This window comes from Citricoccus parietis (genome assembly GCF_042433045.1).
Taxonomy (GTDB): Bacteria; Actinomycetota; Actinomycetes; order Actinomycetales; family Micrococcaceae; genus Citricoccus; species Citricoccus parietis.
Map to the genome: position 1 here is coordinate 1 of NZ_JBHLWH010000012.1, position 22,246 is coordinate 22,246.

Annotated in this window: 17 protein-coding genes and 1 pseudogene; 5 read left to right on the forward strand and 13 right to left on the reverse strand. The window is 66.9% G+C overall.

Features of this window, described 5'->3' with window-relative positions:
* From ACFFIO_RS03980 to ACFFIO_RS04040, 13 genes and pseudogenes are all read right to left on the reverse strand, one after another.
* Window positions 1–931: aldehyde dehydrogenase family protein (locus ACFFIO_RS03980; RefSeq protein ID WP_378040311.1), on the reverse strand; the 931-nt coding region annotated here is incomplete at its 3' end.
* Window positions 932–1,049: 118 nt separating this feature from the next.
* Window positions 1,050–1,829, reverse strand: coding sequence for an enoyl-CoA hydratase (locus ACFFIO_RS03985; protein WP_159555338.1), 780 nt, complete (start codon window positions 1,827–1,829; stop codon window positions 1,050–1,052).
* 84 nt (window positions 1,830–1,913) lie between these two features.
* On the reverse strand, window positions 1,914–2,897 hold the full coding sequence (gene mmsB / locus ACFFIO_RS03990; protein WP_159554433.1) for a 3-hydroxyisobutyrate dehydrogenase: 984 nt from the start codon (window positions 2,895–2,897) through the stop codon (window positions 1,914–1,916).
* Complete coding sequence (locus ACFFIO_RS03995) at window positions 2,894–4,006, reverse strand: enoyl-CoA hydratase/isomerase family protein (RefSeq protein ID WP_159554431.1); 1,113 nt, start codon at window positions 4,004–4,006, stop codon at window positions 2,894–2,896. The genes mmsB and ACFFIO_RS03995 overlap by 4 nt, the downstream gene beginning before the upstream one ends.
* Window positions 4,007–4,061: 55 nt before the next feature.
* Entirely contained in the window at window positions 4,062–5,198 is a 1,137-nt protein-coding gene (locus tag ACFFIO_RS04000; protein WP_159554429.1) for an acyl-CoA dehydrogenase family protein, read from the reverse strand.
* A 117-nt stretch (window positions 5,199–5,315) separates the two neighbouring features.
* Window positions 5,316–6,092, reverse strand: a complete 777-nt coding sequence (locus tag ACFFIO_RS04005) for an enoyl-CoA hydratase/isomerase family protein (RefSeq protein WP_159554427.1) — start codon at window positions 6,090–6,092, stop codon at window positions 5,316–5,318.
* A gap of 97 nt (window positions 6,093–6,189) precedes the next feature.
* Window positions 6,190–7,341 carry an acetyl-CoA C-acetyltransferase gene (locus ACFFIO_RS04010; protein ID WP_159554425.1) on the reverse strand — a complete coding sequence of 384 codons (1,152 nt, stop codon included), beginning with the start codon at window positions 7,339–7,341 and terminating at the stop codon, window positions 6,190–6,192.
* 51 nt (window positions 7,342–7,392) lie between these two features.
* A complete protein-coding gene (locus ACFFIO_RS04015) occupies window positions 7,393–8,151 on the reverse strand; it encodes an SDR family NAD(P)-dependent oxidoreductase (RefSeq protein WP_159554423.1) in 759 nt (252 codons plus the stop codon).
* Between the two features lie 38 nt (window positions 8,152–8,189).
* Window positions 8,190–8,399: pseudogene (locus ACFFIO_RS04020) on the reverse strand (acyl-CoA dehydrogenase family protein); the annotation flags it as partial.
* Between the two features lie 199 nt (window positions 8,400–8,598).
* Window positions 8,599–10,143 (reverse strand): IS1634 family transposase, encoded by a 1,545-nt coding sequence (locus tag ACFFIO_RS04025; RefSeq protein WP_446681836.1) that lies wholly within the window; start codon window positions 10,141–10,143, stop codon window positions 8,599–8,601.
* Between the two features lie 652 nt (window positions 10,144–10,795).
* Window positions 10,796–11,494 carry a TetR/AcrR family transcriptional regulator gene (locus ACFFIO_RS04030; RefSeq protein WP_159554419.1) on the reverse strand — a complete coding sequence of 233 codons (699 nt, stop codon included), beginning with the start codon at window positions 11,492–11,494 and terminating at the stop codon, window positions 10,796–10,798.
* An 11-nt stretch (window positions 11,495–11,505) separates the two neighbouring features.
* Window positions 11,506–12,231, reverse strand: a complete 726-nt coding sequence (locus ACFFIO_RS04035) for a carboxymuconolactone decarboxylase family protein (protein ID WP_159554417.1) — start codon at window positions 12,229–12,231, stop codon at window positions 11,506–11,508.
* Window positions 12,228–13,892: a class I adenylate-forming enzyme family protein gene (locus ACFFIO_RS04040; RefSeq protein WP_159554415.1), complete on the reverse strand. Its 1,665-nt coding sequence runs from the start codon at window positions 13,890–13,892 to the stop codon at window positions 12,228–12,230. The genes ACFFIO_RS04035 and ACFFIO_RS04040 overlap by 4 nt, the downstream gene beginning before the upstream one ends.
* Window positions 13,893–14,093: 201 nt before the next feature.
* Here ACFFIO_RS04040 and ACFFIO_RS04045 point away from each other — a divergent pair, with 201 nt between their 5' ends.
* From ACFFIO_RS04045 to ACFFIO_RS04065, 5 genes are all read left to right on the forward strand, one after another.
* Window positions 14,094–14,930 carry an enoyl-CoA hydratase-related protein gene (locus ACFFIO_RS04045; RefSeq protein WP_159554413.1) on the forward strand — a complete coding sequence of 279 codons (837 nt, stop codon included), beginning with the start codon at window positions 14,094–14,096 and terminating at the stop codon, window positions 14,928–14,930.
* Entirely contained in the window at window positions 14,927–16,525 is a 1,599-nt protein-coding gene (locus tag ACFFIO_RS04050) for a class I adenylate-forming enzyme family protein (protein ID WP_159554411.1), read from the forward strand. The genes ACFFIO_RS04045 and ACFFIO_RS04050 overlap by 4 nt, the downstream gene beginning before the upstream one ends.
* Window positions 16,526–16,569: 44 nt before the next feature.
* Entirely contained in the window at window positions 16,570–19,758 is a 3,189-nt protein-coding gene (locus ACFFIO_RS04055; protein WP_159554409.1) for a carboxyl transferase domain-containing protein, read from the forward strand.
* Between the two features lie 113 nt (window positions 19,759–19,871).
* A complete protein-coding gene (locus ACFFIO_RS04060; protein ID WP_159554407.1) occupies window positions 19,872–20,348 on the forward strand; it encodes a nuclear transport factor 2 family protein in 477 nt (158 codons plus the stop codon).
* Between the two features lie 2 nt (window positions 20,349–20,350).
* The gene (locus ACFFIO_RS04065) at window positions 20,351–21,178 is read left to right on the forward strand and encodes an enoyl-CoA hydratase-related protein (RefSeq protein ID WP_159554405.1); all 828 of its coding nucleotides are present in this window, start codon (window positions 20,351–20,353) and stop codon (window positions 21,176–21,178) included.
* The last annotated feature ends 1,068 nt before the right edge of the window (window positions 21,179–22,246 follow it).

Sequence of the window (22,246 nt, forward strand, 5' to 3'; positions counted from 1 at the left end):
TGTCCTCATGCAGGAACAGCCGGGAGCCGGCGGTGCAGGACTGACCCTGGCGGGCGAAGCGCGAGGAGAGCATCAGCCCGTCCAGGATCCCCTCGTCCTCGACCGCGTCCGGGAACACGATGGACGGGTTCTTGCCACCCAGCTCCAGGGAGAGGTGCGCCAGGCGCTCGGAGGCCTGCGCGGCCACCCCGCGGCCCACCTCGGTGGAGCCCGTGAAGGAGACCTTGTCCACCCCCGGGTGGGTGGACAGCGCGTTGCCGATGACGGAGCCGCGGCCGGTCAGGGAGTTCACGACGCCGGCCGGCACGTGCCGCTGGCAGACCTGGGCCAGGTACTGGATGGTCAGGGGCGCATCATCCGCGGCCTTGAGGATGACCGTGTTCCCGGCCGCCAGGGCGGCCGGGACCTTGAAGGCGGCGATCATCAGCGGGGAGTTCCACGGCAGGATGCAGGCGACCACGCCGAGCGGTTCGCGGCGGGTGTACTGCAGCTGCTGGTCCCCCGCCGGCAGGGTGACGCCCTTGGCCTCACCGGCCACACCGGCGAAGTAACGGAACAGGGACACCAGGGTGGTGACCTCGGGACGGGCCTGGGAGCGCAACGCGTTGCCGGTGTCCAGGGCCGTGAGCTGGGCGAACTTCTCAGCCTCGGCCTCGATGTCGTCCGCGATGGCCAACAGCGCCTTCGCCCGGCCCGTGAAGTGCGCACTGCGCCAGTCCGGGAAGGCCCGACGCGCGGCGGCCACCGCGCGGTCCACATCCTCGACCCCGGCGGCCGGCACCCGGCCGATGACCTCACCGCGCCGGGCCGGGTTGCGCACATCCCGCCATTCGCCGGTCGAGGCCTCGGTAGCGCGGCCGTCGATCCACAGCAACTGTTCGACATCGGCCAGGATGTCACTGCCCCTCGAATCCAGGGTGATCTCAGTCATGGGGTCCTTCTCTCGGGTCGAATCGGGTTCCGGGGCTGGGGCGTCCGCAGCGGTCCGGGGGTGGCCGAAGGGGGCCGGGGGTGTGCCGTGGCTGAAGCTGGGCCGCGGCTGGTACAGGTCAGCAGTGGGTGAACGTGGCCGGTCGCTTCTCGACGAAGGCCGCCATGCCCTCGGACTGGTCCTCGGTGGCGAAGCAGGCGTAGTTCAGACGGCGCTCCAGCAGCACGCCCTCGGCCAGGCTGGACTCGAACGCGGCATTGACTGCCTCCTTGGCGAGCATCGCGATCGGCTTGGACATCCCGGCGATCGTGGCCGCGAGTTCGGCTGCCTCGCGCTGCAGGTCGGCCACCGGGACCACGCGGGCCACGAGCCCGGCGCGCTCGGCCTCCTCGGCGCCCATGGTCCGGCCGGTGAGCACCATCTCCATGGCCTTGGACTTGCCGATCGCCCGGGTCAGGCGCTGGGAGCCGCCCATTCCCGGGATGATGCCGAGCTTGATCTCCGGCTGGCCGAACTTCGCGTTGTCCGCGGCCAGGATGATGTCGGCCATCATCGCCAATTCGCAGCCGCCGCCGAGCGCGTGCCCGGCCACCGCGGAGATGATCGGCGTCCGCAGGGCGGTGAACCGCTCCCAGATGCCGAAGATGTCCGCGGTATAGGCCTCGGCGAAGCTAAGGGTGGCCATCTCCTTGATGTCGGCCCCGGCCGCGAACGCCTTCTCCGAGCCGGTGATGATGATCGCCCCGATGTCCTCATCGCGGTCATAGCGGACGGCGGCGTCGATGACCTCCTGGGTCAGCTGGTTGCTGATCGCGTTGAGGGCCTTCGGCCGGTTCAGGGTGATGGTGGCGACCCGGCCCTCCACGGTGGCCAGGATGGTCTCGTACTCGGTGATCATGGGTGCCCTCTCGGTGGTCACAGTCTGCTCTGTCATGGTGGTTCTCCTGGACTCAGGTTCCGGTGTGTTCGGGCGCGGTCGCGGTCAGGCCCCGGGAGGGCTGGACACTGCGTCGGAGTGGTCGCGGATCTGCTGGATGATCGCGGAGAAGTCCTTGGTGGCACCCTCGCCCTTGCCGAACGCCGCGTAGATCTCCTCGGCGAGCAGGCCCATCCGGCTCTGGGTGCCGGTGGACTCGATGGCGTGCCGGGCCAGGCCGAGGTCCTTGGCCATGAGTGCCCCGGAGAATCCCGGCATGAAGTCACGGTTGGCCGGTGAGGTCGGCACGGGGCCGGGCACCGGGCAGTTGGTGGTGAGCGCCCAGCACTGGCCGGTGGCGTTGGAGGCCACGTCGAACAGGGCCTCGTTGCTCAGGCCCAGCTTCTCCCCCAGCACGAAGGCCTCGGACACCGCGATCATCGAGACGCCCAGGATCATGTTGTTGCAGACCTTGGCGGCCTGTCCGGCACCGGCCTCGCCGCAGTGCACCACGCGGCGCCCGACGACCTCCAGGACGGGCAGGGCCTCGGCATAGTCCTCCGCGGACCCACCGACCATCATGGCCAGGGTCCCGGCCTCGGCGCCCACGGTGCCGCCCGAGACGGGCACGTCCAGGGACCGGTGCCCGGCCGCCGTCGTGATCTCGTGCATGCTCCTGGCGTCCTCCACCGCGATGGTGGAGCAGTCGATGAACAGGGTCCCGGGCCGCGCCGCGGCCAGCAGGCCCTCGACGGGCTCTCCGCCATCGGATCGGTCCTTGCCCTGGTAGGCGTCCAGGACGTGGCGTCCGGCGGGCAGCATGCTGATCACCAGGTCGGCCTCGCGGACGGCGTCGGGCCCAGAACCGGCGATCCCGATGCCGGCGGCGCGGGCCTGGTCGAGGGCCTCCGGCACCAGGTCGAAGCCGGTGACCCGGTATCCGGCCTTGACGAGGTTCGCGGCCATCGGGCCGCCCATGTGGCCCAGTCCGATGAAGGCGATGTCCGGCAACGCGCCGGTATTGCCAGGGGTGTCGGTGGTCTCGGTCATGACAAGGTCTCCTTGAGGGCCGTAACGGCGGGGGTACTGGATGAGTGGTCGGTGTCGGCCCCGGCGAAGACCCGGGCGACGTCCTCGTCGCGCACGTCCTCGAGGGTGGCGGGATTCCACCGGGGGTTGCGGTCCTTGTCCACGAGCTGGGCGCGGATGCCCTCGCTCATGTCGTCACTGCGGATCAGGTGGTAGGCCACCCGGCGGTTCTGGTCCAGCACCTCGTGGACGGATGACATCTGCGCCGCCCGGCGGACCAGTTCCAGGGTGACCTTGACCGACGTCGGCGACTTGGCCTGGATCTGTGTGGCCGCCTCGACGGCGGCCGGGTCTCCGTCGGCCTCGAGTGCGGCGACGATCTCCTCCGCGGTGGCCGCCGCGTAAGCGGATTCGATCCACCGACGGTGCTCGAACAGGGGTGCGGCCGGGGCCTGGACGGCGACGGCGGTGATCGCCTCGTGTGCCTCCTGCGTCTCCAGTGCGCGGGCCAGGTCCCCGAGCGACTCCGAGGGGACGAAGTGGTCGGCGAAGCTCAGGGCGAGGGCGTCCGCCCCGGTGACGTGCTGGGAGGTCAGGGCCATGTGGGTGCCGAACCCGGCGGGTGCGCGGGCCAGCAGCCAGGACCCGCCGACGTCGGGAAAGAAGCCGATGCCGGTCTCCGGCATGCCCAGCCGGGTCCGCTCGGTGACGATCCGGTGGGAACCGTGGGCGGAGATCCCCACGCCGCCACCCAGGACGATCCCGTCCATGAACGCCACGAAGGGCTTGGGGTAGTCCGCGATCTCCCCGTTCATCGTGTACTCGATGTCGAAGAAGTGGTCGGCGTCCTGCGGGTGGCCCTCCGTCACGGTGCGGTGCAGGTTGACGATGTCCCCGCCGGCGCACAGCCCCCGCTCGCCGGCGCCCGAGACGAGGACGGTCCGGACGCCGTCGTCCTGGCGCCACTCGTCCAGGGCGGCACGGACGGTGTCCACCATGCCGGGGGTGATGGCGTTCAGGGCCTTCGGCCGGTTCAGGACGATATGGCCCAGGTGACCGGCCCTGCGGACGATCACCTCGGGTTCGGTCGGCTGCGCCGATGACGTCGGCGACGATGCGTCGATGCTCATGGTTTCCTTTCCTCCGAGTCGGATCGGTGCCGGTCCGGCTCTCCGGGGCACTGTCTCAGGCGTCGACCAGCATGCGGCCGACGATCAATCGCATGATCTCGTTGGATCCCTCGAGGATCTGGTGGACCCGCAGGTCCCGGACGATCTTCTCCACGCCGTACTCGTGCAGGTAGCCGTAGCCGCCGTGGAGCTGCAGCGACTTGTTCGCCGCTTCGAACCCGGTGTCGGTGGCCAGTAGCTTGGCCATCGCGCACAACCGCACGGTGTCGGGGTCCTTGCGCTCCAGGGCGTCGGCCGCCCGCATCAGGAACGTGCGGGCTGCCTCCAGGTCGGTGGCCATGTCCGCCAGGTCGAACACGAGGGACTGCTTGGTGGTCAGCGGAGCACCGAAGGCGGTGCGCTCCTTGAGGTAGACGGTCGCCTTCTCCAATGCCGCCTGGCCGCCCCCGAGGGAACAGGCCCCCATGTTGATGCGACCGCCGTTGAGGCCCTTCATGGCGATGTGGAACCCGTCGCCCTCCGCACCCAGGCGGTTGACCACCGGGACACGGGCGTCCTCGAAGATCACCTGCCGGGTGGGCTGGGTGTTCCAGCCCATCTTCTTCTCGTTCGGACCGAAGGACAGCCCGGGGGTGTCCTTGTGGACCACGAGCGCGGAGATGCCCTTGGACCCGGTGTCCGCGGTCCGGCACATCACCACGTAGTACTCGGAGGTGCCGGCACCCGAGATGAACTGCTTGACACCGTTGAGGACGTAGTCGTCGCCGTCCCGCACGGCCCGGGTGGTGAGCGACGCGGCATCCGATCCCGCGCCGGGCTCGGTCAGGCAGTAGCTGCCCAGGTGCTCCATGGAGGCCAGGGTGGGTACCCACTGGGCGCGCTGCTCGTCCGTGCCGAAGCTGTCGATCATCCAGACGACCATGTTGTGAATGGAGATGTAGGCCGCCAGCGCCGGATCGGCCTTGGACAGCTCCTCGAAGATGAGGATGGCGTCCTTGCGGTCCAGCCCCGCGCCGCCATGCTCCTCGTCCACGTAGATGCCGCCCAGGCCGAGTTCACCGGCCTCGGCGAGGACGTCGACCGGGAAGTGCTTCTCGGCATCCCACTCCAGCGCGTGCGGAGCGATCCTCTCAGTGGCGAAGTCGCGGACGGCTTCCACCAGTGCCTGCTGGTCCTCGGTGATCTGATACATGACTGCAGTCCTTCCTCATTGGGCAGGTTCGACGAGGGCATGCCGCTTGATGGTTCCGCCCGGGTTGCCGCACGTAGGTGCTGTTAGGTGGCAGGTGGTTAGCGTCGTGGTGGGATGTCACTTCCCAGCAAATCGGTCCACAAGTTCGATCGAATCTGGGTGGCCAGAGAGTTCGGCGATCTTCGCGGACTCGGCCTTCAGATGCGCCTCGTACCCATCATGCTCGCTGCGCAATAGCTGCTTAGTGGGGAAGAGGGCGTGCCGGGCGCCATGGAGGAAGCGGTCCTCCGTCTCAGTCAGTCGTTGGGCGAACTCTGCGGCCGGCACGGACCGGTTCGCCAGTCCCCAGTCGACGGCCTCGGAGCCGGTGAGCCGTCGTCCCCCGAGGGTCAGGTCGACGGCACGCTGGTGACCGACGAGCCGGGGCAACCAGTAGGACACGCCCGTGTCCGGGGTCAGGCCGATCCTGGCATAGGCAGCCATCAAGGGCGCGTCCTCGGTCACCAGGACCCAGTCCGAGTTGAGCATGAGACCCAGTCCTGCGCCGGCCACGATGCCGTTGACACCTGCGAGGATGAGCAGCCGGGATTGCGTCATGGCCAGGGCCAGCTCGTGCGCGGCCTCGGCCAGGGTGCTGAGGAACTCCGGTCGCAGTTCGGGCTCACGGGCAGCCATGCTCCTGACATCGCCACCGCCGCAGAAGAACCGGCCCTCCCCCGTCAGTGTCAGCAGGTAGACGTTCGGGTCGGCCTCGGCCGCGCGAAGGGCGGTCAGTGCCTCGCGGGCCATCTGCAGGTTCAGGGCGTTGCCCTCCGCGGGACGCTGAAGGACGAGACGCACGACGCCGGGACGGTGTTCGACGCGGACGGCCAGGGTGTTCTCAGTCTGTGTCACGGTCTTCCTTTGCTGTTCTTCTGGTCGAGTAAGTGGTCGATGTCGATCGCGCGGTCGGGGCCGCGACGGCGGCGCCTGCCGCGCCCGACGAGAGACCCTAGAGGCATTCGATGATGGTGACGTTGGCCTGACCGCCGCCCTCGCACATGGTCTGCAGCCCGTACCGGCCCCCGGACCGTTCGAGCTCGTGCAATAACGAGACCATCAGCCGGGCGCCGGTGGCCCCGATCGGATGCCCCAACGCCATCGCCCCGCCGTTGACGTTCACCCTGGCCATGTCCGCGTCCAGTTCCCGCTGCCAGGCCAGCACGACGGCGGCGAAGGCCTCGTTGATCTCGATCACGTCCATCTGGTCCAGGAACATCCCGGTCTTGGCCAGGGCGTACTTTGTGGCGCGGATCGGGGCCGAGAGCATCATCACCGGATCATCGCCCCGGGCCGAGACGTGGTGGATCCGCGCCCGCGGCGTGAGCCCGTACCGCTCCACAGCGGCCGGCGAGGCGATCAGCAGGGCCGCGGCGGCGTCGGACATCTGCGAGGCGGTCGCCGCGGTGTGCAGCCCACCGGGGATGATTGGATCCAGCGACCGCATCTTCTGAAGGTCCGGGGCACGTGGCCCCTCATCGGCGGTGACCTGCGGGGCCCCCGGCACCGCCACGATCTCCTTTTCGAAGCGACCATCCCGCTGGGCGGCCAGGGCCCGCTCGTGCGAGCTCACCGCCAGCTCCTCCAGTTGATCCCGGGGGAAGCCCCACTGGGTGGCCATCATCTCCGCGCCCCGGAACTGGGAGATCTCCTGGCCCCCGTACCGGTCGGCCCAGCACGCCGACCCGGTGAACGGGTCGTCGAACCCGGCCCCAGCCCGATTCGACGCCGACAGCGGGATCGCGGACATCGACTGCACCCCGCCGGCCACGACCAGATCCGACGTCCCGCTCATCACCGCCTGGGCGGCATAATGGATCGCCTGCTGGCCGGACCCGCACTGGCGCTCCACCGTCGTCCCGGGGACGTGTTCGGACAGTCCGGCCGCGAGCCAGGCGTTACGGGCGATGTCCATGGCCTGCGGGCCCAGCTGGTCGATGCAGCCCAGGATCACCTCGTCATACTCCGCCGAGTCAATGTCCTGGCGTCCCACGAGCTCGGCGATCGGCGCCGCCGCCAGGTCCAGCGGATGCACGCCCGCCAGTCCCTTACCGCGCCGCCCGACGGGGGTGCGGACCGCGTCGATGATGTAGGCCTCAGTCATGGGATTCCTCCAGGTACGTGATGGTGTGTTGTCTTGCCGGGCGCTGATGGCTCAGCGCGGGGCCATGCGCAGGGCACCGTCCAGGCGCACGGTGGCCCCGTTGAGGTAGTCGCTGTCCAGGAGCGAGCCCACCAGTTGGGCGTACTCCTCGGGCCGGCCGAGCCGGGCAGGGAAGGGCACCCCGGCGGCCAGGCCGGCCCGGTAGTCCTCGCCGACGGTGGCGAGCATGGGGGTTTCCAGGATGCCCGGGGCGATCGTGTTCACCCGGATGCCGAAACTGGCCAGGTCGCGAGCGGCGGTGATGGTCAGGCTGTGCACCCCGCCCTTGGACGCTGCGTAGGCCGCTTGGCCGACCTGGCCCTCGAAGGCGGCGACCGAGGCGGTGTTCACGATCAGCCCACGCTGCACGTCCTCATCGACGGGATCAGTCTGTGCCATGGCCTCCGCGGCCAGGGTCATCACGGTGAACGTCCCGATGAGGTTGACCCGTACCACGGTCTCGAACATTCCCAGATCGTGGGAGCCATTCCGCCCTAGGATCCGGGCCGACGGAGCGATGCCGGCACAGTTCACCGCCATGCGCAGCGGCCCGGCCTCGCCGGCGGCCGCGACCGCGGCACGCACCTGCTCAGCATCCGTCACGTCCGCGGGCACATATGTGACGCCCTCCACGGCCGGCGCCTTGCTGATACCCGCGGGCAGGTCGACACCAATCACACGCACGCCGCGGGCGGCGAGCATCGCAGCGGTCGCCGCGCCCAGACCGGAAGCAGCGCCGGTGACCAGAGCCGAAGAGTTGTTGATGTCCATGAAGGGTTCCTATCTATAGGGGTGGGGAAGGATAGCGCTCAGACGAAGGCAGACACGCCGGTGACAGCTCGGCCCACGATGAGGGCGTTGATCTCGTAGGTGCCCTCGTAGGTGTAGAAGATCTTGACGTCGTTGAAGAGCCGGGCCATTTCGTGTCCGGACAGGATGCCATTGCCTCCCATCAGGACCCGGCCCGCAACGGCGGATTCCTGTGCCAGCGAGGTCGTGGTGGCCTTGGCCAGGGTTGCATGGGACACGCCGAAGGCTCCTCGTCCTGCTTTGGTTCGCCCGGGTCGGTGCTTCTCACCCGCAGTCAGCAACATTGGTACTGATTGGGTACTGACGCCTTCCATACTGATGCCGGACCGCCATCTTGTCAACGCTTTAGTTGACTGGCGGACAAATGCGGCCGGATCGAGAGGTCATCCCTCCCGACTTGGCTCATTCCTAGTGCCCTGATTTTTCGGGCAGGGTCTTGAGGATTTCCTTGGCTTCGGGGGTGAGGGCTGCGGGGATGGTGGCGATGGTCCCGTTGATCTCGACCAGGCCCTCTCGGAGGGGTTGGAGTGTCTTGATGATCCGGCGCAGGCTCATTCCGGTGGCCGTCTGGAGGTGTCGGCCTACGGCCAGGGCGCAGAACACAATGGTCAGGTGGGCCTCGATCGCATCCCGGGTGTGGTGGAAGATCGGGCGGGCCCGCAGGTCGGATTTGGCCATCCGGAATGAGGCCTCGACCTCGAACAGTGAGTGATAGGCAGCCACGACCTCGGCCCCGGAGAGTACCTTCATGCTGGTGTTCATCACGTAGCCCTTGAGCCCGAAGAGCTGCTCGGCGGCCTTGGCCGCCTCATAGTCCACGGTCAGGGACTTTCGCTGGCCCGTGGTTAGGAACCGAGCCTTGCGCTGGGCCTTGCGGCCGGCGGCGATGTCCTCGGCCCGCTGGACCTGCAACGTGTGGTTGCGCCGGTCGCGGTGTTCGCGGGCCAGCCGGTACTGCCAGACCGCGCGCCGCCGTGAGGACTCGGTGCCCTTCTTCAACTCAGTGGTGGTCTCGATGACCTGGCCATCGGCGAAGTGGTTGCCCGTCGTGGCGAACGTCTTGGCCAGGTCCATGGGGGCCTTGGCGTTCCTCGAGCCGACGATGTACTGGTATCCGGCCTCCTCCAGGGCCTGGATGTTCGCCCAGGAGAGCATGCCGGCATCAGCCACCACCAGCATGTCCTGCACCTGGTGGCGATCCCGGAAGGCGTCCAACACGGGGATCATGGTCCGGGTCTCGGCCTTGTTGCCCTCGAAGAAGTGCAGCTCCAGCGGGAACCCGTGCCGGTCGACCAGCAGTCCGACGAGGATCTGGGGGTCGATCCGGCGTTCTTTGGAGAACCCTGACTTGCGTAGTTCGTCTTCCTCGTCGGCCTCGAAATACAGGGTCGTCACGTCGTATAGGCACACGCTGACCGCGCCACCGTCTGCGGCGAACCGGTAGGCCGCCGAGGAGAGCAGGTCCCGCCAGTTGTCAGGAACGCAGCGGGCCAGATGGCGCTTGAGCGTGGCATAGGAAGGCACGTTCTCCACGTTCAGCTCGGCCAACACCCGCAGAGAGTCCAGCTTCGAGGTTGGTTCGATCACCCGGGCCAGCACCAGTTGCTTGAGGACCTCGTCGTTCACGGCGCCGGTGAATCCGATCCTCTCGTAGGCCTGCTCCAGCACTTCCCACAGCACCCTGGGTCGGGTCCCGTGCAGCACCAGCCCGCCACCGGCATCCACGCCTTTGGCGGGGGCCGTGGTGGTGTCATCGGTGTGCAGGTCGAGGTCGAAAGCCATCTGCCCGGCCTGGATTTTCTCCCGCGCCACCTGTTCCAGCGCGGCCAGGGTCACCTCGTCGTGGGCCGACCCGAGGTGTTCAAGGATCTCCCGCTTGCCGTGGCGCTTCTGCGCGATCTGCACCGCGGTCGCCCCGGAGCTCGTCTTCACCTGCCGGATGTACACCCTCAACAGCCTAGAACCACCCCGGCTAGTGCCCCACCCCGCGACCAAGAACCCCGGAATCACGCGGAACTATGAGCCCAAAGCGACCGAATCACCGAAGAGTGAGCCAAGTCGGGTTCCATACTGATGCCGGACCGCCATCTTGTCAACGCTTTAGTTGACTGGCGGACAAATGCGGCCGGATCGAGAGGTCATCCCTCGATTTTTCTATAGCCGGTGACGGCGACCGGCCACGGAGATGGTCCCCGACAGTGACCGGGCATGCTGCAATCGCTCAGTCGGCAATGGGCCCGCAGCTTGCCACACTAGGATCCCGTGCCTATGAGACCTGACCGCCGGGGTGCAGGACCGGACGATGCCGTGGCCATGTCGGGCGCGTCGCAGGCGGGCCAGCGCGTCTGTTGCGGTGTTCATGGGAGGGGTAGGCGTGAGCTTGGCGGTCAGGCCCCAACTGTCAGACCGGCCAATCAGACGAGCCCCCCTGCGACACGGGGCAGAGGGGTGGGGCCGGGCAATAAGCGCGCACGGCCCGTAATGCGTGGCCCCTACAGGGGCACCGGAGGTGGCTCAACGCGGATGCCCCTGTTCGCCGAAAGCGCTCAGTGCCCCCACTGAGGGCTTCTCCCTGCACCGGGTATCAAGCCGCGGTCGGGCTCTCCTACGCCGGGCTGTCGCCGGGGCGGGGAGCGACGCCGTCGAAGAAGATCTGCGAGAAGCCCCGTGCTACTTGTTCGGCAGAGTATGCACCGGTCTTGGGATTGAACCACCGGTGAGTCCAGTTGATCATGCCGAAGAACCCTCGAGACATCAGCGCGGGGGGGACGTCCGAACGGAATTCCCCCTCCTCGACGCCGTTCTCCAAGATCTGCCGGACTATTGACGTGAAGGCCCTGGTTTTCGCCAGCATGTCCTGGGCCCAGGGGGTTGACTGAAAAGCCACTTTCCCCATGTCCTCGCTTATGTATATATACACATAAGGATAGTTCTCTGCATAGGAGTTCAACTGCACTTGGAGAAGCAGGGAAAGCTTCTCTCGAGCGGTGACGTCAAGGCGTTCAATTCGTTGAGCTTCCCTGAGGTTGTCCTCGAGAACTCCCTGCACCGAGCTCTGGAAGACCTCCTGAAAGAGCTCTTCCTTACTGGCCACGTAATAGTAAAGGCTGGCCCTGTCAGTGCCGAACCTATCGGCGACGTCATTCAGGGTCGTGGACTCGTACCCTTGCTCATTGAAGACCTCGGCAGCCGTCCTAAGGAGTTCGGCACGCTTCTTGAGGTAGGCAGAGTTGCCTTCCTTGATGGCCAGCTCTCGCCTCTGGCTCATTCCGCTGCTGGCCGCCCGGGTTGCTGTCTTCGACATAGATTTCGATACTACCTGTTCGTTATGGCCGCTTGAGCAGCGGTGGAGGGGCGCTGAGTCATAGCCGCCGCGGCGCCGCGGGCCGGGACGCCCCGGTGGCCCGGAGTTGCCTTAGCCAGGTCGATGGCTGAGAGAATCTCCGTGGATCCAGCCCCTAGTTCAAGAGCGTTGTGAACGTGCAGGGCCAATCCCGGCATGTACCGGTGCATGGGCATGGCGTCCACGGCGATGGAGATCAGCTCCTTGGTCACGGCAGGAACGGTGCGGGTCTTCCCTGGGAGGGCTCCAATCATCATGAAGCCTTCCAGTGCCGAGGGTGAACTCTGGGCCAGCGCGTCCAGGAACCCGGGAACGTACCCGTCAAAGGTTTCCCAGTAGGCCCCTCCCCCCGTCCACGTCTCCACCAGTTCGCTAGCAGCCTGAGCCTCGGTGGCCGGATGGATCCCCCGTTCCTGAGCGAGCTCGACCAGACTTTGGGAGCCTTCCATGAAGGAGTGCACTCCCAGGCCGGCCACCAATGTGAGCACTTCGTGCAGCTGTTCGGGCGTGGCCCCGTGGTCCAGGCACTCCTCGGCGAAGGGTCGGGCCGCGTCCACATCCAGCACGGACACGGACACCCTCGTGGCGTACTGGATGAATGCCGCCGTCAGTGGCGGCAGGGGACTGCCGGGGGGTGCCCCCTGCAGCAGGAACTCCGCGTCTTCCCTGAGCTGCTCGAGACTAAGTCCAGGACTCATGCGGAACCGACCTTGGAGTCTTCCAGGCGGGCGCGCAATCCTCGCTTGTTGATCTTGGTGGTCGACATCGGCCACTCCTCACTTCCGAGGAAGTGCACTTCGGCGGGGATCTTGTAGCTGGAGATCTTTCCTCGGCAGAAATCGAGAAGTTCGTCTTCTGTGAGGTGCTGACCTGGCTCCACTTCCACGAAGGCGACCGCCACTTCATCCAGGCGACTGTCCGGGCGCCCCACCACGGAGGCCATGCGGACTGCGGGGTGGCGACATAGGAAGGACTCGATCTCGATAGTGGCCACGTTCTCGCCACCGATCTTGAGCATGTCCTTGAGGCGACCGTGGAACACCACTCTCCCGTCAGGGGTGCGGCTGTAGAGGTCTCCGGTGCGTAACCACCCATCCGCGCTGAGGGTTTCGGCCGTCTTGGCGGGGTCGCGGTAGTACTCCGTCATCACGCAGTATCCGCGGATCAGCATCTCTCCCATCTGCCCGTCGGGAAGGTCTTCACCGGTGGCGATGTCCACAATGCGCAGCTCAATACCGGGGACCGCCTTGCCTTGAGCTTCCGAGCGTTCCTCAACGCTCTCCAGCCGATCGCTGAGTGCGTAGATCCCAGCTGCCTCGGTCATACCGCACGCCGCGAGCATCTCGGCGTGTGGAAAGGTTTGTTGCACTTGTTCGATGAGGGGGCGGGGGCCGATGACGAGGATGGACCGCAGGTGCGGCAGCGCCCGGGCGTCGAACCGCGGGTGATCCAGCATGGGTTGCATGATGGCCGGAAACCACGGGAACGCCACCGTGACTCCCTCTTGTGCCATGAGGTCGACCGCCCGGTCGACATCAAAATACGTGTCCGTGACGTAAGTGCCGCAGGCGCCGATCGAGCCGAGGAAGGGACTCAGGCTTCCGATGTGGTAGAGGGGGCCAGCGCCCCAGGTAACGTCAGGGCCACCGGCGCCGTAGCGATGGCGAGCACGGTGCACAGCACCCCGCGTGAGCGCCTCATGGCTGAGGACGCACCCCTTGGGGTGGGCCGTGGTGCCGGAGGTGTAGAGCAGCATCGCGGCGTCTCGGACGCGCACGGAGGCCCGGGAGCGGTGGACCTGCATCAAGTCGGTCCGTCCCGCAAACTCGTCGAACTCACTCCGGCTCATCAGGCCCGGTCCGGCCTCACCGTTCATGGCGACGACGAACCTCAACCGAGGATGGCGGGGGAGACGCAGACTCTGCACATCGGTTTGTGCATCCAGGCCGTCCAAGGCCTGGGCCAGGACATTCGGGAAGTCCAGATAGGCCCCGGGGGATGAGCCGAGCGTAAGGAAACCGACCAGATCGGCGTTCTCGGCGATGTGGTCGAGCTCATCGGTCCGATGCCGAGCATTGACAGGAACGGCCACTCCCCCCATCAGAGCAACCCCGAAGACGCTCTCGATGAATTCGATGCCGTTGTGGCCCAGGATCCCCACGTGGTCCCCGCGGCGCACCCCCAGAGACAACAGGCTGCGGGCCACCCCGACCGCCCGGGCGAACAGCTCTGCATGCGTGTAACGCTGCCCGGGCAGGACCAGCGCATCACGATCGGGTGCCTGGTGGGCGGAACGCACCAGCAGATCACCTAGGGGCATTACCTCACTCCACATGGCGAGTTCTTCATCATCATTCATGGCGAGCCTCCTTCACAGAATTTACTATGACATGGGTCACGCTTGTCGTCAACGTATGAGTTGACGTGGCGTCAACATTAGGGTTGACGCCCTTGGTTCGGCTCCATAGGCTGGGCCACCAGATCAATCAAGCGCCGGCGAGTATGACCGCCGGCCTAATCCGAATGCCAGACACGTGGCCGGAGCACTGGAGCAAGCGAAATGAGCACTGGGACGCACATCCGGATCGAACATGAGGGTCCGCTGACATGGATCGTGTTGGACCGCCCCGATCAGGCAAATTCCATGAGTCAGGAGATGCTGGAGGAATTCAGCGCGGCACTCGAACGACTGCGTGAAGAAGGCGGACCCGTGCTGGCGATCCGCGGCGAGGGCAAGGGGTTCTCCGCCGGCTTCGACATCGGCCAGGTGGGCACGCCTAAAGCGGCCGACCCGGTGGCTGATCGAGCCCGGCTGCAGAAGAACCTGGAGCGGTGGCTGGCGATCTGGGACCACCCGAAACCCGTGATTACCGCCGTGCACGGGTACTGCCTGGCCGGAGCAACCCAGATGTGCGTCTACTCCGACATCACCATCGTGGCCGAAGACGCTCGAATCGGCGAACCCTCCATCGCCATCGGCGGCGGGTACATCGCCCCTACGTGGGCGCCGCTCGTGGGACCCAAGCGCGCCAAGGAACTTGCCTTCGTGGCAGGCAACCATATCGACGGCCGCACCGCCGTGGAGTGGGGCTGGGCCAATCATGCCGTGCCTGAGCAGCAGTTGCTCGAGACGGTACGGGCCCTGGCCGAGCGGATCGCGCAGGTTCCTTCCGAGGTGCTGGCCATCAAGAAGCTCTCGATCAACCGGGCCATGGAAGCCATGGGGGTGCGACAGGCTGCCTCCTCGGTGAGCGAGATGGACGCCCTGCTGCATCTGTCTCCCTCGGTCCTGGAGCTACGGGAACGCATCGGCCAAGAAGGTCTCAAGCCGGTCATCGCGTCGTTCAGAGGTCCATCGACGACGGAGATCGCACGTGCTGGAAGGCCGTTGACATGACAAAACACGCACCTGGAGCTGTCGCGCCCACCGCTGCGCGGGCTTACGACCTGACCTCGGGCCGCACTTTGCTGCAGCACCTGGAGCATTGGTCGACCCAGCGCGCCAGCCAGGACGCCCTGGTCTTCCTGCGCGACGTCGCGCAACCGGCTACCTACGGACGCATGGCCTGGCAGGGCCTCGCCGAGACGGTCGATGTGCTACGGCGACGCCTAGCAACGGCAGGCATCAGCGACCAGGCGGGCACCTTCGTAGCCCTGCCCAACTGTCCACTGCTGATATCGCTGTGGTTGGCCGTCCCCGGAAACGGGGGCATCGTCCAGGTGATGGATCCCGACGCTGGCCGGCTGGCCTTCGAGAGAGTTCTCGTCGCCACCCAGCCGCTTCTCGCCATCGCCTCAACCGCCAATGGCCCCATCATCGCCGAGGCCATCCGACGTACGGGGGTCCCCACCGAACTCGTGGTCACTCCGGAAGAGGCCCTCTGGGACCCGACGGGGGCCCTGGCCGACCATCGCCTGGGGACGCTCCCATTGCAGGACCCGACGGCGGAGATGATTGCCGGACGGTTGCCGACCTCAGGGACCAGTGGACGCCAGAAGCTGGTTGAACTCACTCACCGCAATTATGTGATGTCGGGTGAACGGATGGCACGGAACTCGGGCTTCACCTCCGAGGATCGGCACTATCTGTGCTCCCCCTTCTTCCACACGAACGCCCAGCTCTACCTGTGTGCTCCGCCCCTAGTGACCGGTGGGTCGATCAGCGTCGTTCCCCGGTTCAGCGCGACCCATTACTTCTCCGCCGCCCGCTGGACCGGGAGCACCGTCAGCTCCATGGTGGCTCCGCCCATGCGGATGGCTCTGCACAAGGCCATGGACGCGGCAGGCCCGGTCGATCCCGGCCAGTTGCGTCTGATCCAGTACGGGATGAATCTCAGCCGCAGCGACTGGGACGCGTGGGATGAACTGGTCCCCGGCGTGCAGACCCGACAGATCTACGGCCAAACGGAATCCGTCACCGGTGTGCTCGGCGGGGCGGTCTGGGAGACGGACGACCGCGCAACTATCGGCCGTCCCTTCCTCGGCGTGGACGAAGTCCGGCTGGTTGCTCAAGACGGAAGCGATGCCCGGGACGGGGAGCCGGGCGAGCTGTGGGTTCGAGGCATCCCGGGAGAGACCCTGATGCTCGGCTACCACGCAGATCCTCAGGAAACGGGGCGCACCATCGTTGACGGTTGCTGGCTGCGGACCGGCGACGTCATGGTGAGACGTTCCGACGGACGGTTCGAGTTCCGGGGCCGGGCGATGCACATCATCCGGCGGGGCGGGGAGAATCTCTCGACCTACGCCCTGGAGCTGGACCTACAGGCCTGCCCGCTGGTCAACGATGTCGCCATCACCGCCCAAGAGGATCCCACCTTGGACGCCGTCGTTGTGGCCCACGTCATCCCCGGCGCCGCCTGGTCCGAAAACGGTTTCCTGGCATGGTGCCGGGAGCACCTGGGCAAGCGGGGGGTCCCCGATCTGGTGCGCGTGCACGCAGAGTTCCCCCGCACCGGAAGCGGGCGGGTCCTCGCGCGCGAACTCAAGTGAAGCCGGACGGGACTCTCACCCCGTCCGACCAGAAGGAGGCGGGTATGCCCGCAGTTCTGATCGCCAACCGGGGAGAGGTGGCCCTGCGCATCATCCGCGCAGCCCACGGCCTGGGCCTGCGCACCGTGGCCGTCTACGCCACCGACGATGCAGATTCGGCCCACGTTGGCGCCGCCGATGAGGCACGGTCGCTGGGTGCCGCTGGAGTGGCCGCCTATCTCGACATCGACGCCGTGCTGCAGGCAGGCCTGGACGCTCAGTGCGATCTGGTGCATCCGGGTTACGGATTCCTCAGCGAGAACCCGCTGTTCGCCCGCAGCTGCGCCGAGGCGGGCCTGGCCTTCGTGGGACCCGACCCAGAGGTCCTCGACCTTCTTGGGGACAAGGGCACCGCCCGCGGACTCGCCGCGCGGGTGCAGGTGCCGGTGTTGCCCGCGACCGCAGTGGTGGCACGCGTGGAGGAGGCTGAACAGTTCATGGCCTCGTTGGACGGGGCGCCGGTCATCGTCAAGGCCGTGGCCGGCGGGGGCGGACGAGGCATGCGCATCGTGCAGGAGCCGGCGGATCTACCCTCAGCCCTGGAACGGTGCCGGTCGGAGGCCGCACGAAGTTTCGGTCGACCCTACGTCTACGTGGAGCGCTATGTGCCCCGGGCACGCCACGTGGAGGTGCAGGTCGTGGGAGACGGCTCGAACGTGGTGCACCTCGGGGACCGCGACTGCAGCATCCAGCGCCGGCACCAGAAAATGATCGAAATCGCTCCGGCCCCCTTCCTCACCGAGGATCTGCGCACTGCGATGCAGGCCTCGGCCGTGGAGCTCTGCCGCGCGGTGGGGTACCGCGGCCTGGGCACGGTCGAGTTCCTCGTCGACCTCGACAAGCCCGGGGCCTACTTCTTCATCGAGGCCAATCCGCGGTTGCAGGTGGAGCACGGCATCACTGAAGAGGTGACGGGCGTTGACCTGGTGCGCACCCAATTACGGATTTCCGCCGGCGCCTCCTTGGCCGAGTGCGGTCTGGACCCCGCGGACACCGTCACCGTTCGCGGGACCGCGGTCGAGGCCCGGGTCACTGTGGAGCCCGGGGGCCCCGACCGGGTGAGCCGTTTCGAGGCCCCCTCGGGTCCGGGGATCCGGGTGGAGACGCACGGTTTTGAGGGCATGGATGTCAACCGCGTTTACGACCCCTTGCTGGGCAAGGTCATCGTGCACCGTGAGGGTTCGTCCCTGCATGAGGTCATGGACGAACTTCGAGAGGTCTTGACCGGTTTCCGCATCGAGGGGCCCCACACCAACCTCCCCCTCCTGGACCGCCTCCTGTCCATGGAGGAGGTGCGCTGCGGTACCACGACGTCCGATTTTCTCGATGCCCTGCTGGCCCCAGTCCAGGACGATGTCGACCAGGGGGAGAGGATTACCGTGGCCTCCCCGACCCAGGCCACGGTGGTCTCCGTGCTCACGGTCCCCGGTGCTCGGGTGCGTCGGGGACAGCCCCTGATGGTCCTGGAATCCATGAAGATGGAGCAGGAGATCCCCTCACCAGCCCACGGGACGGTGTGCGACGTTCAAGTCCTCCCCGGCAGCTCGGTCCGGGAAGGACAGCATCTCCTGACCGTCGAATCACGTGGGGTTGAAGCCATTGAGCAGCCGGAGGTTCCCGCCGCCATTCCCGCCACCGGCACGCGGGATGATCTTCAGAACCTGTTCGCCCGCCGGGCCCGGACCACGGACGGCAACCGGCCCGAGGCCGTGGCGAAACGCCACAGCCTCGGCAAACGGACGGCCCGGGAGAACCTCGCCGAGCTCTTCGACGACGGCGCCTTCCACGAGTACGGTTCGCTCGTGGTCGCTGCCCAGCGGGCCCGCCGTTCACAGGAGGACCTGGAAACCCACACTCCTGCCGATGGGCTGGTCACGGCCGTCGGCTCGGTGGGCGCCACTGCCGGTCGGGACCCTGTCCCGGTGACCGCGCTGGCCTACGACTACACGGTGCTGGCCGGGACGCAGGGGATGCAAAGCCACCGGAAGGCCGAGCGGATACTCGACCTCGCCCGACGCCGGGGCACCCCCGTGGTGATCTTCGCCGAAGGCGGTGGCGGGCGCCCCGGGGACACGGACAACCAGGCGCGAGCCACCGGTATGGACCTGGGAACCTTCACGGCCCTAGGACGGCTGAACGGACTGGTCCCGACCGTGGGCATCGCCTCGGGGCGATGCTTCGCCGGCAACGCCGCCATGCTGGGCGCCTGTGACGTCATCATCGCCACCAAGGATGCCAACATCGGCCTGGGAGGACCGGCCATGATCGAAGGCGGGGGGCTGGGCAGTTTCACCGCAGAGGAGATCGGCCCCGTCTCCGTTCAGGTGCCCAACGGCGTGGTGGATGTCCTCGTCCAGGACGAGCGGGAAGCAGCCAGGACGGCCAGGAAGTACCTGGGCTACTTCCAAGGTCCCTCGACAAGGTGGTCCAGTGCCGACCAGCGGTTGCTGAGGGACCTGGTGCCCGAGCAGCCGCGGCGCTCCTTCGACATCCGCCGGCTCATCGAGGTGCTCTGTGACGAGGACTCCACCCTGGAACTGCGTGCCGGATTCGGACGCGCCGCCCTCACGATCCTGGGGAGAATCGAGGGCCGTCCCGTGGGGATCATCGCCAATGATGGTCGGGTGAACGGCGGCGCCATCGACAGCGACGCGGCAGACAAGATGGCCCGGTTCCTCCAGCTGTGCGACGCCCACGATCTCCCCGTCCTTAGCCTGTGCGACACCCCGGGGTTCATGGTGGGCCCCGAGTCCGAGACCCGCGCCACGGTGCGCCATGTGAGCCGGCTCCTGGTGGCCGCACCCAACCTCGCGGTGCCCTTCTGTTGTGTGGTGATCCGGCGATCATACGGACTGGGCGGACAGGCTATGGCCGGAGGGAGCTTCCGCACCCCGGACGCCATCGTGGCCTGGCCCACCGGGGACATCGGCGCCATGGGACCCGAGGGCGCCGCCCGCCTGGGCTACCGGAAGGAGCTACAGGCCATCCCCACCGGATCGGAACGCGATGCGGAACTCCGCCGCCTCACCGAGGAGTACCGACAGCGCGGACAAGCGATCAACGCGGCCTCCGTCTTCGAGATCGACGACGTCATCGACCCCGCCGAAACACGCTCGTGGATCACCCATGTCCTGACCGCCACCGCCGACTGCTCGGACGAGCCCGCTCAGCGGCGTCGAATCGACACCTGGTGACCTTCCTCCGCGTATTCACGAAGCCTTGATTCCCAATCAACACCACTGTAGATTTACACTCACGTTGACAACCGGGGCGCCCAGCATCGGCGCCCAAGAACTCAGGAGAAGACATGAGGCCGGAGCCGACTCAGGAAGCCATCCAGCAACTGCTGGACAAGGACGCGATCAAGGACACGCTGTACGACTACGCGTATTTCTTGGACATGAATTACACCGATGAACTCGCCCAGCTGTTCACGGATGACTGCTACGTCGCCTACGGCCCCGGATTCGGAGCCGAGGGCATCGACGCGTACCGGGAGACGCTCGAAGGGGTGGGCACCTTCTTCACCGGCACCAGCCACCACGTCTCCAACATCAAGATCGACTTTGAGGACGAGGACACGGCGAGGGTCCGCTCAGGCCTTCTGGCATGGCACCGTTACCAGCGCGAACGCCCGGATGGCTACGTGCTGGGGCAGTACCACGACGTGATGGTCCGCACCCCGCAGGGCTGGCGGTTCAAGCGCCGGGAGCTGCAGCATGCGGGCACGATCGACTTCCACACGAAGCCCGAGCACCAGACGATGATTGCGCGGAGGTCCTGAACATGTCCACGACTACTACTCAACCGGATGGCACCGGCACCCCGGGGCAGGACACCGCGCAGGAGCTGCTCTTCGAGGTCAAGGGACACGTCGCGCACCTCACCCTGAACCGGCCCAAGGCCCTCAACTCGATCTCCCACGACTTGGACCTGCGGCTCCAACAGGCGTGGCAGGAGATCAACGACAACCCTGATATCTGGGTGGCCGTTTTGTCGGCCTCAGGAGACCGGGCCTTCTGCGCGGGAGCGGACGTCGGCGGTGGACCAGAGGCGCACGCTTCCCGCCTGGCCCTGGGGGGTGGGCTCACCGGAATCGGCGGCCCCCTGCTTAAGCTGAAGAAGCCTCTCATCGCGGCCGTCCACGGCTACGCCCTCGGAGGTGGTTTCGAACTCGCGATGTGCGCCGACATCATTGTCGCCGCAGACACCGCCCAGTTCGGGCTGCCGGAGACCAAGGCCGGGATCATCGGGGAGTGCGGGGTCGTGCACCGGGCCATCCGCCAGCTGCCCCATCGCATCGCCATGGCCATGATCCTCACCGGCGAGCGACTGGGCGCCCAGGATGCCTTGCAGTACGGCCTCGTCAACGAGGTGACCTCGCGTGAAGAGCTCGAGGCAGCTGCTGCCGCCTGGGCTGAGAAGATTTGCGCGGCCTCCCCCCTGGCCGTGCAGGCCGCCAAGCACGCTGCCCTCGAGCGAGCAGGGTACCCCTTGGAAGTGGCTCTCGCGACGCGGTTCGAGCCGATCGAGGCCTACGCGAATTCCGCGGACAGCAAGGAAGGGCCAAAGGCCTTCGCGGAGAAGCGCAAACCAGTGTGGTCTGGACGCTGACCACAGCTTTTCCGGTGACGGGTTCCGGCGCGATGAAATCGCACCGGAACCCGTCACCGTCTTCTCCCCCGATTCCCTCGCGGGAAAAGCGATCAGTTGACTCTTAGGCCACGGCGCAGGCACGGTCATGCCCCGGGGCAGTCCTGGCCTGGCCCCGTGATGCTCGCGTCGATCCGAGACACACTGAGGGGTATCGGTCAGCAGGGCGGGGCTCAGTCCCCAAAGCGCCGCCGCCCTGCGGCCACCCGTCCCAAGCCACCGCTTCCGACCTGTTTGGGGGTGCGCACGCCGGGATTCCCGTCGCGGCAGAACGTTCTACGGCACAGCTCGGACAGACGCCATTTGGTCCCCAGTTCTGCGTGGCCGGTCATGGCAGTCACGCTGGGGGCCGCCGTAGACGTCGCCGTTCTCAGGCAGTGACCTGGCTTCTGGGAACCGAGGTGTCGACTGCCACTCCGGTTGAGCTGTTCGACTCGTGGACGCACCAACCGGACGTCGGCATCGCCGCGGTCACGCGAGTACCCGTTGGCCGCGCGTCTGCCACCACTCCAGGACCATGCCAGCGCGCAGGCATCGGCCAGTCAGGCCAGTAGTTCCACGGATTGCCGATGATCGTCCACGCGATGTTCAGGCGGGAGCACTCGCCGGTCAATGCCGATCGGCGGCCCGTGCGCCCACAGTCAGGTGCACAGAGGTACCGGTACACCGAAGCTGATCCGGTCCGTGGTGGTGGATACCCGATTCCCGGCGGATCCCCCTCTGGCGGGCTGCAGACGACCCCTGCCGGCAATTGGTCGCGCCCGGCAGCGGCCCTCACGCAGAGGACGAGCTCGACCAGACCGCCGCGCGCGCCACCCCCATCCGTCCCCTAGGACGTTGGTATCCACCGAACCGGATCATCGATTCTTCCTTCTTCCACCCGGGGACACGTTCCCCAGGCCTGCGATCGCGCGTCCTGCCCGGTCAGGAATCCCTGTGTCGTCGAAGCACGGCTCTCTCCATGAATATTCGGAGTACTGAGGTCCACTCGTATTGGGGTTGGGAGCCGGTGGCCGGTTGACGCATTTG

Bases quoted from the DNA above. Each gene is read 5' to 3' on its own strand.
- ACFFIO_RS03985 (WP_159555338.1), bottom strand. From the start codon at position 1,829: ATGATCACCGAGTACGAGACCATCCTGGCCACCGTGGAGGGCCGGGTC.
- mmsB (WP_159554433.1), bottom strand. From the start codon at position 2,897: ATGACCGAGACCACCGACACCCCTGGCAATACCGGCGCGTTGCCGGAC.
- ACFFIO_RS04050 (WP_159554411.1), top strand. From the start codon at position 14,927: ATGACAAAACACGCACCTGGAGCTGTCGCGCCCACCGCTGCGCGGGCT.
- ACFFIO_RS03995 (WP_159554431.1), bottom strand. From the start codon at position 4,006: ATGAGCATCGACGCATCGTCGCCGACGTCATCGGCGCAGCCGACCGAA.
- ACFFIO_RS04010 (WP_159554425.1), bottom strand. From the start codon at position 7,341: ATGACTGAGGCCTACATCATCGACGCGGTCCGCACCCCCGTCGGGCGG.
- ACFFIO_RS04035 (WP_159554417.1), bottom strand. From the start codon at position 12,231: ATGAGTCCTGGACTTAGTCTCGAGCAGCTCAGGGAAGACGCGGAGTTC.
- ACFFIO_RS04030 (WP_159554419.1), bottom strand. From the start codon at position 11,494: ATGTCGAAGACAGCAACCCGGGCGGCCAGCAGCGGAATGAGCCAGAGG.
- ACFFIO_RS04040 (WP_159554415.1), bottom strand. From the start codon at position 13,892: ATGAATGATGATGAAGAACTCGCCATGTGGAGTGAGGTAATGCCCCTA.
- ACFFIO_RS04000 (WP_159554429.1), bottom strand. From the start codon at position 5,198: ATGTATCAGATCACCGAGGACCAGCAGGCACTGGTGGAAGCCGTCCGC.
- ACFFIO_RS04060 (WP_159554407.1), top strand. From the start codon at position 19,872: ATGAGGCCGGAGCCGACTCAGGAAGCCATCCAGCAACTGCTGGACAAG.
- ACFFIO_RS04015 (WP_159554423.1), bottom strand. From the start codon at position 8,151: ATGGACATCAACAACTCTTCGGCTCTGGTCACCGGCGCTGCTTCCGGT.
- ACFFIO_RS04065 (WP_159554405.1), top strand. From the start codon at position 20,351: ATGTCCACGACTACTACTCAACCGGATGGCACCGGCACCCCGGGGCAG.
- ACFFIO_RS04055 (WP_159554409.1), top strand. From the start codon at position 16,570: ATGCCCGCAGTTCTGATCGCCAACCGGGGAGAGGTGGCCCTGCGCATC.
- ACFFIO_RS04045 (WP_159554413.1), top strand. From the start codon at position 14,094: ATGAGCACTGGGACGCACATCCGGATCGAACATGAGGGTCCGCTGACA.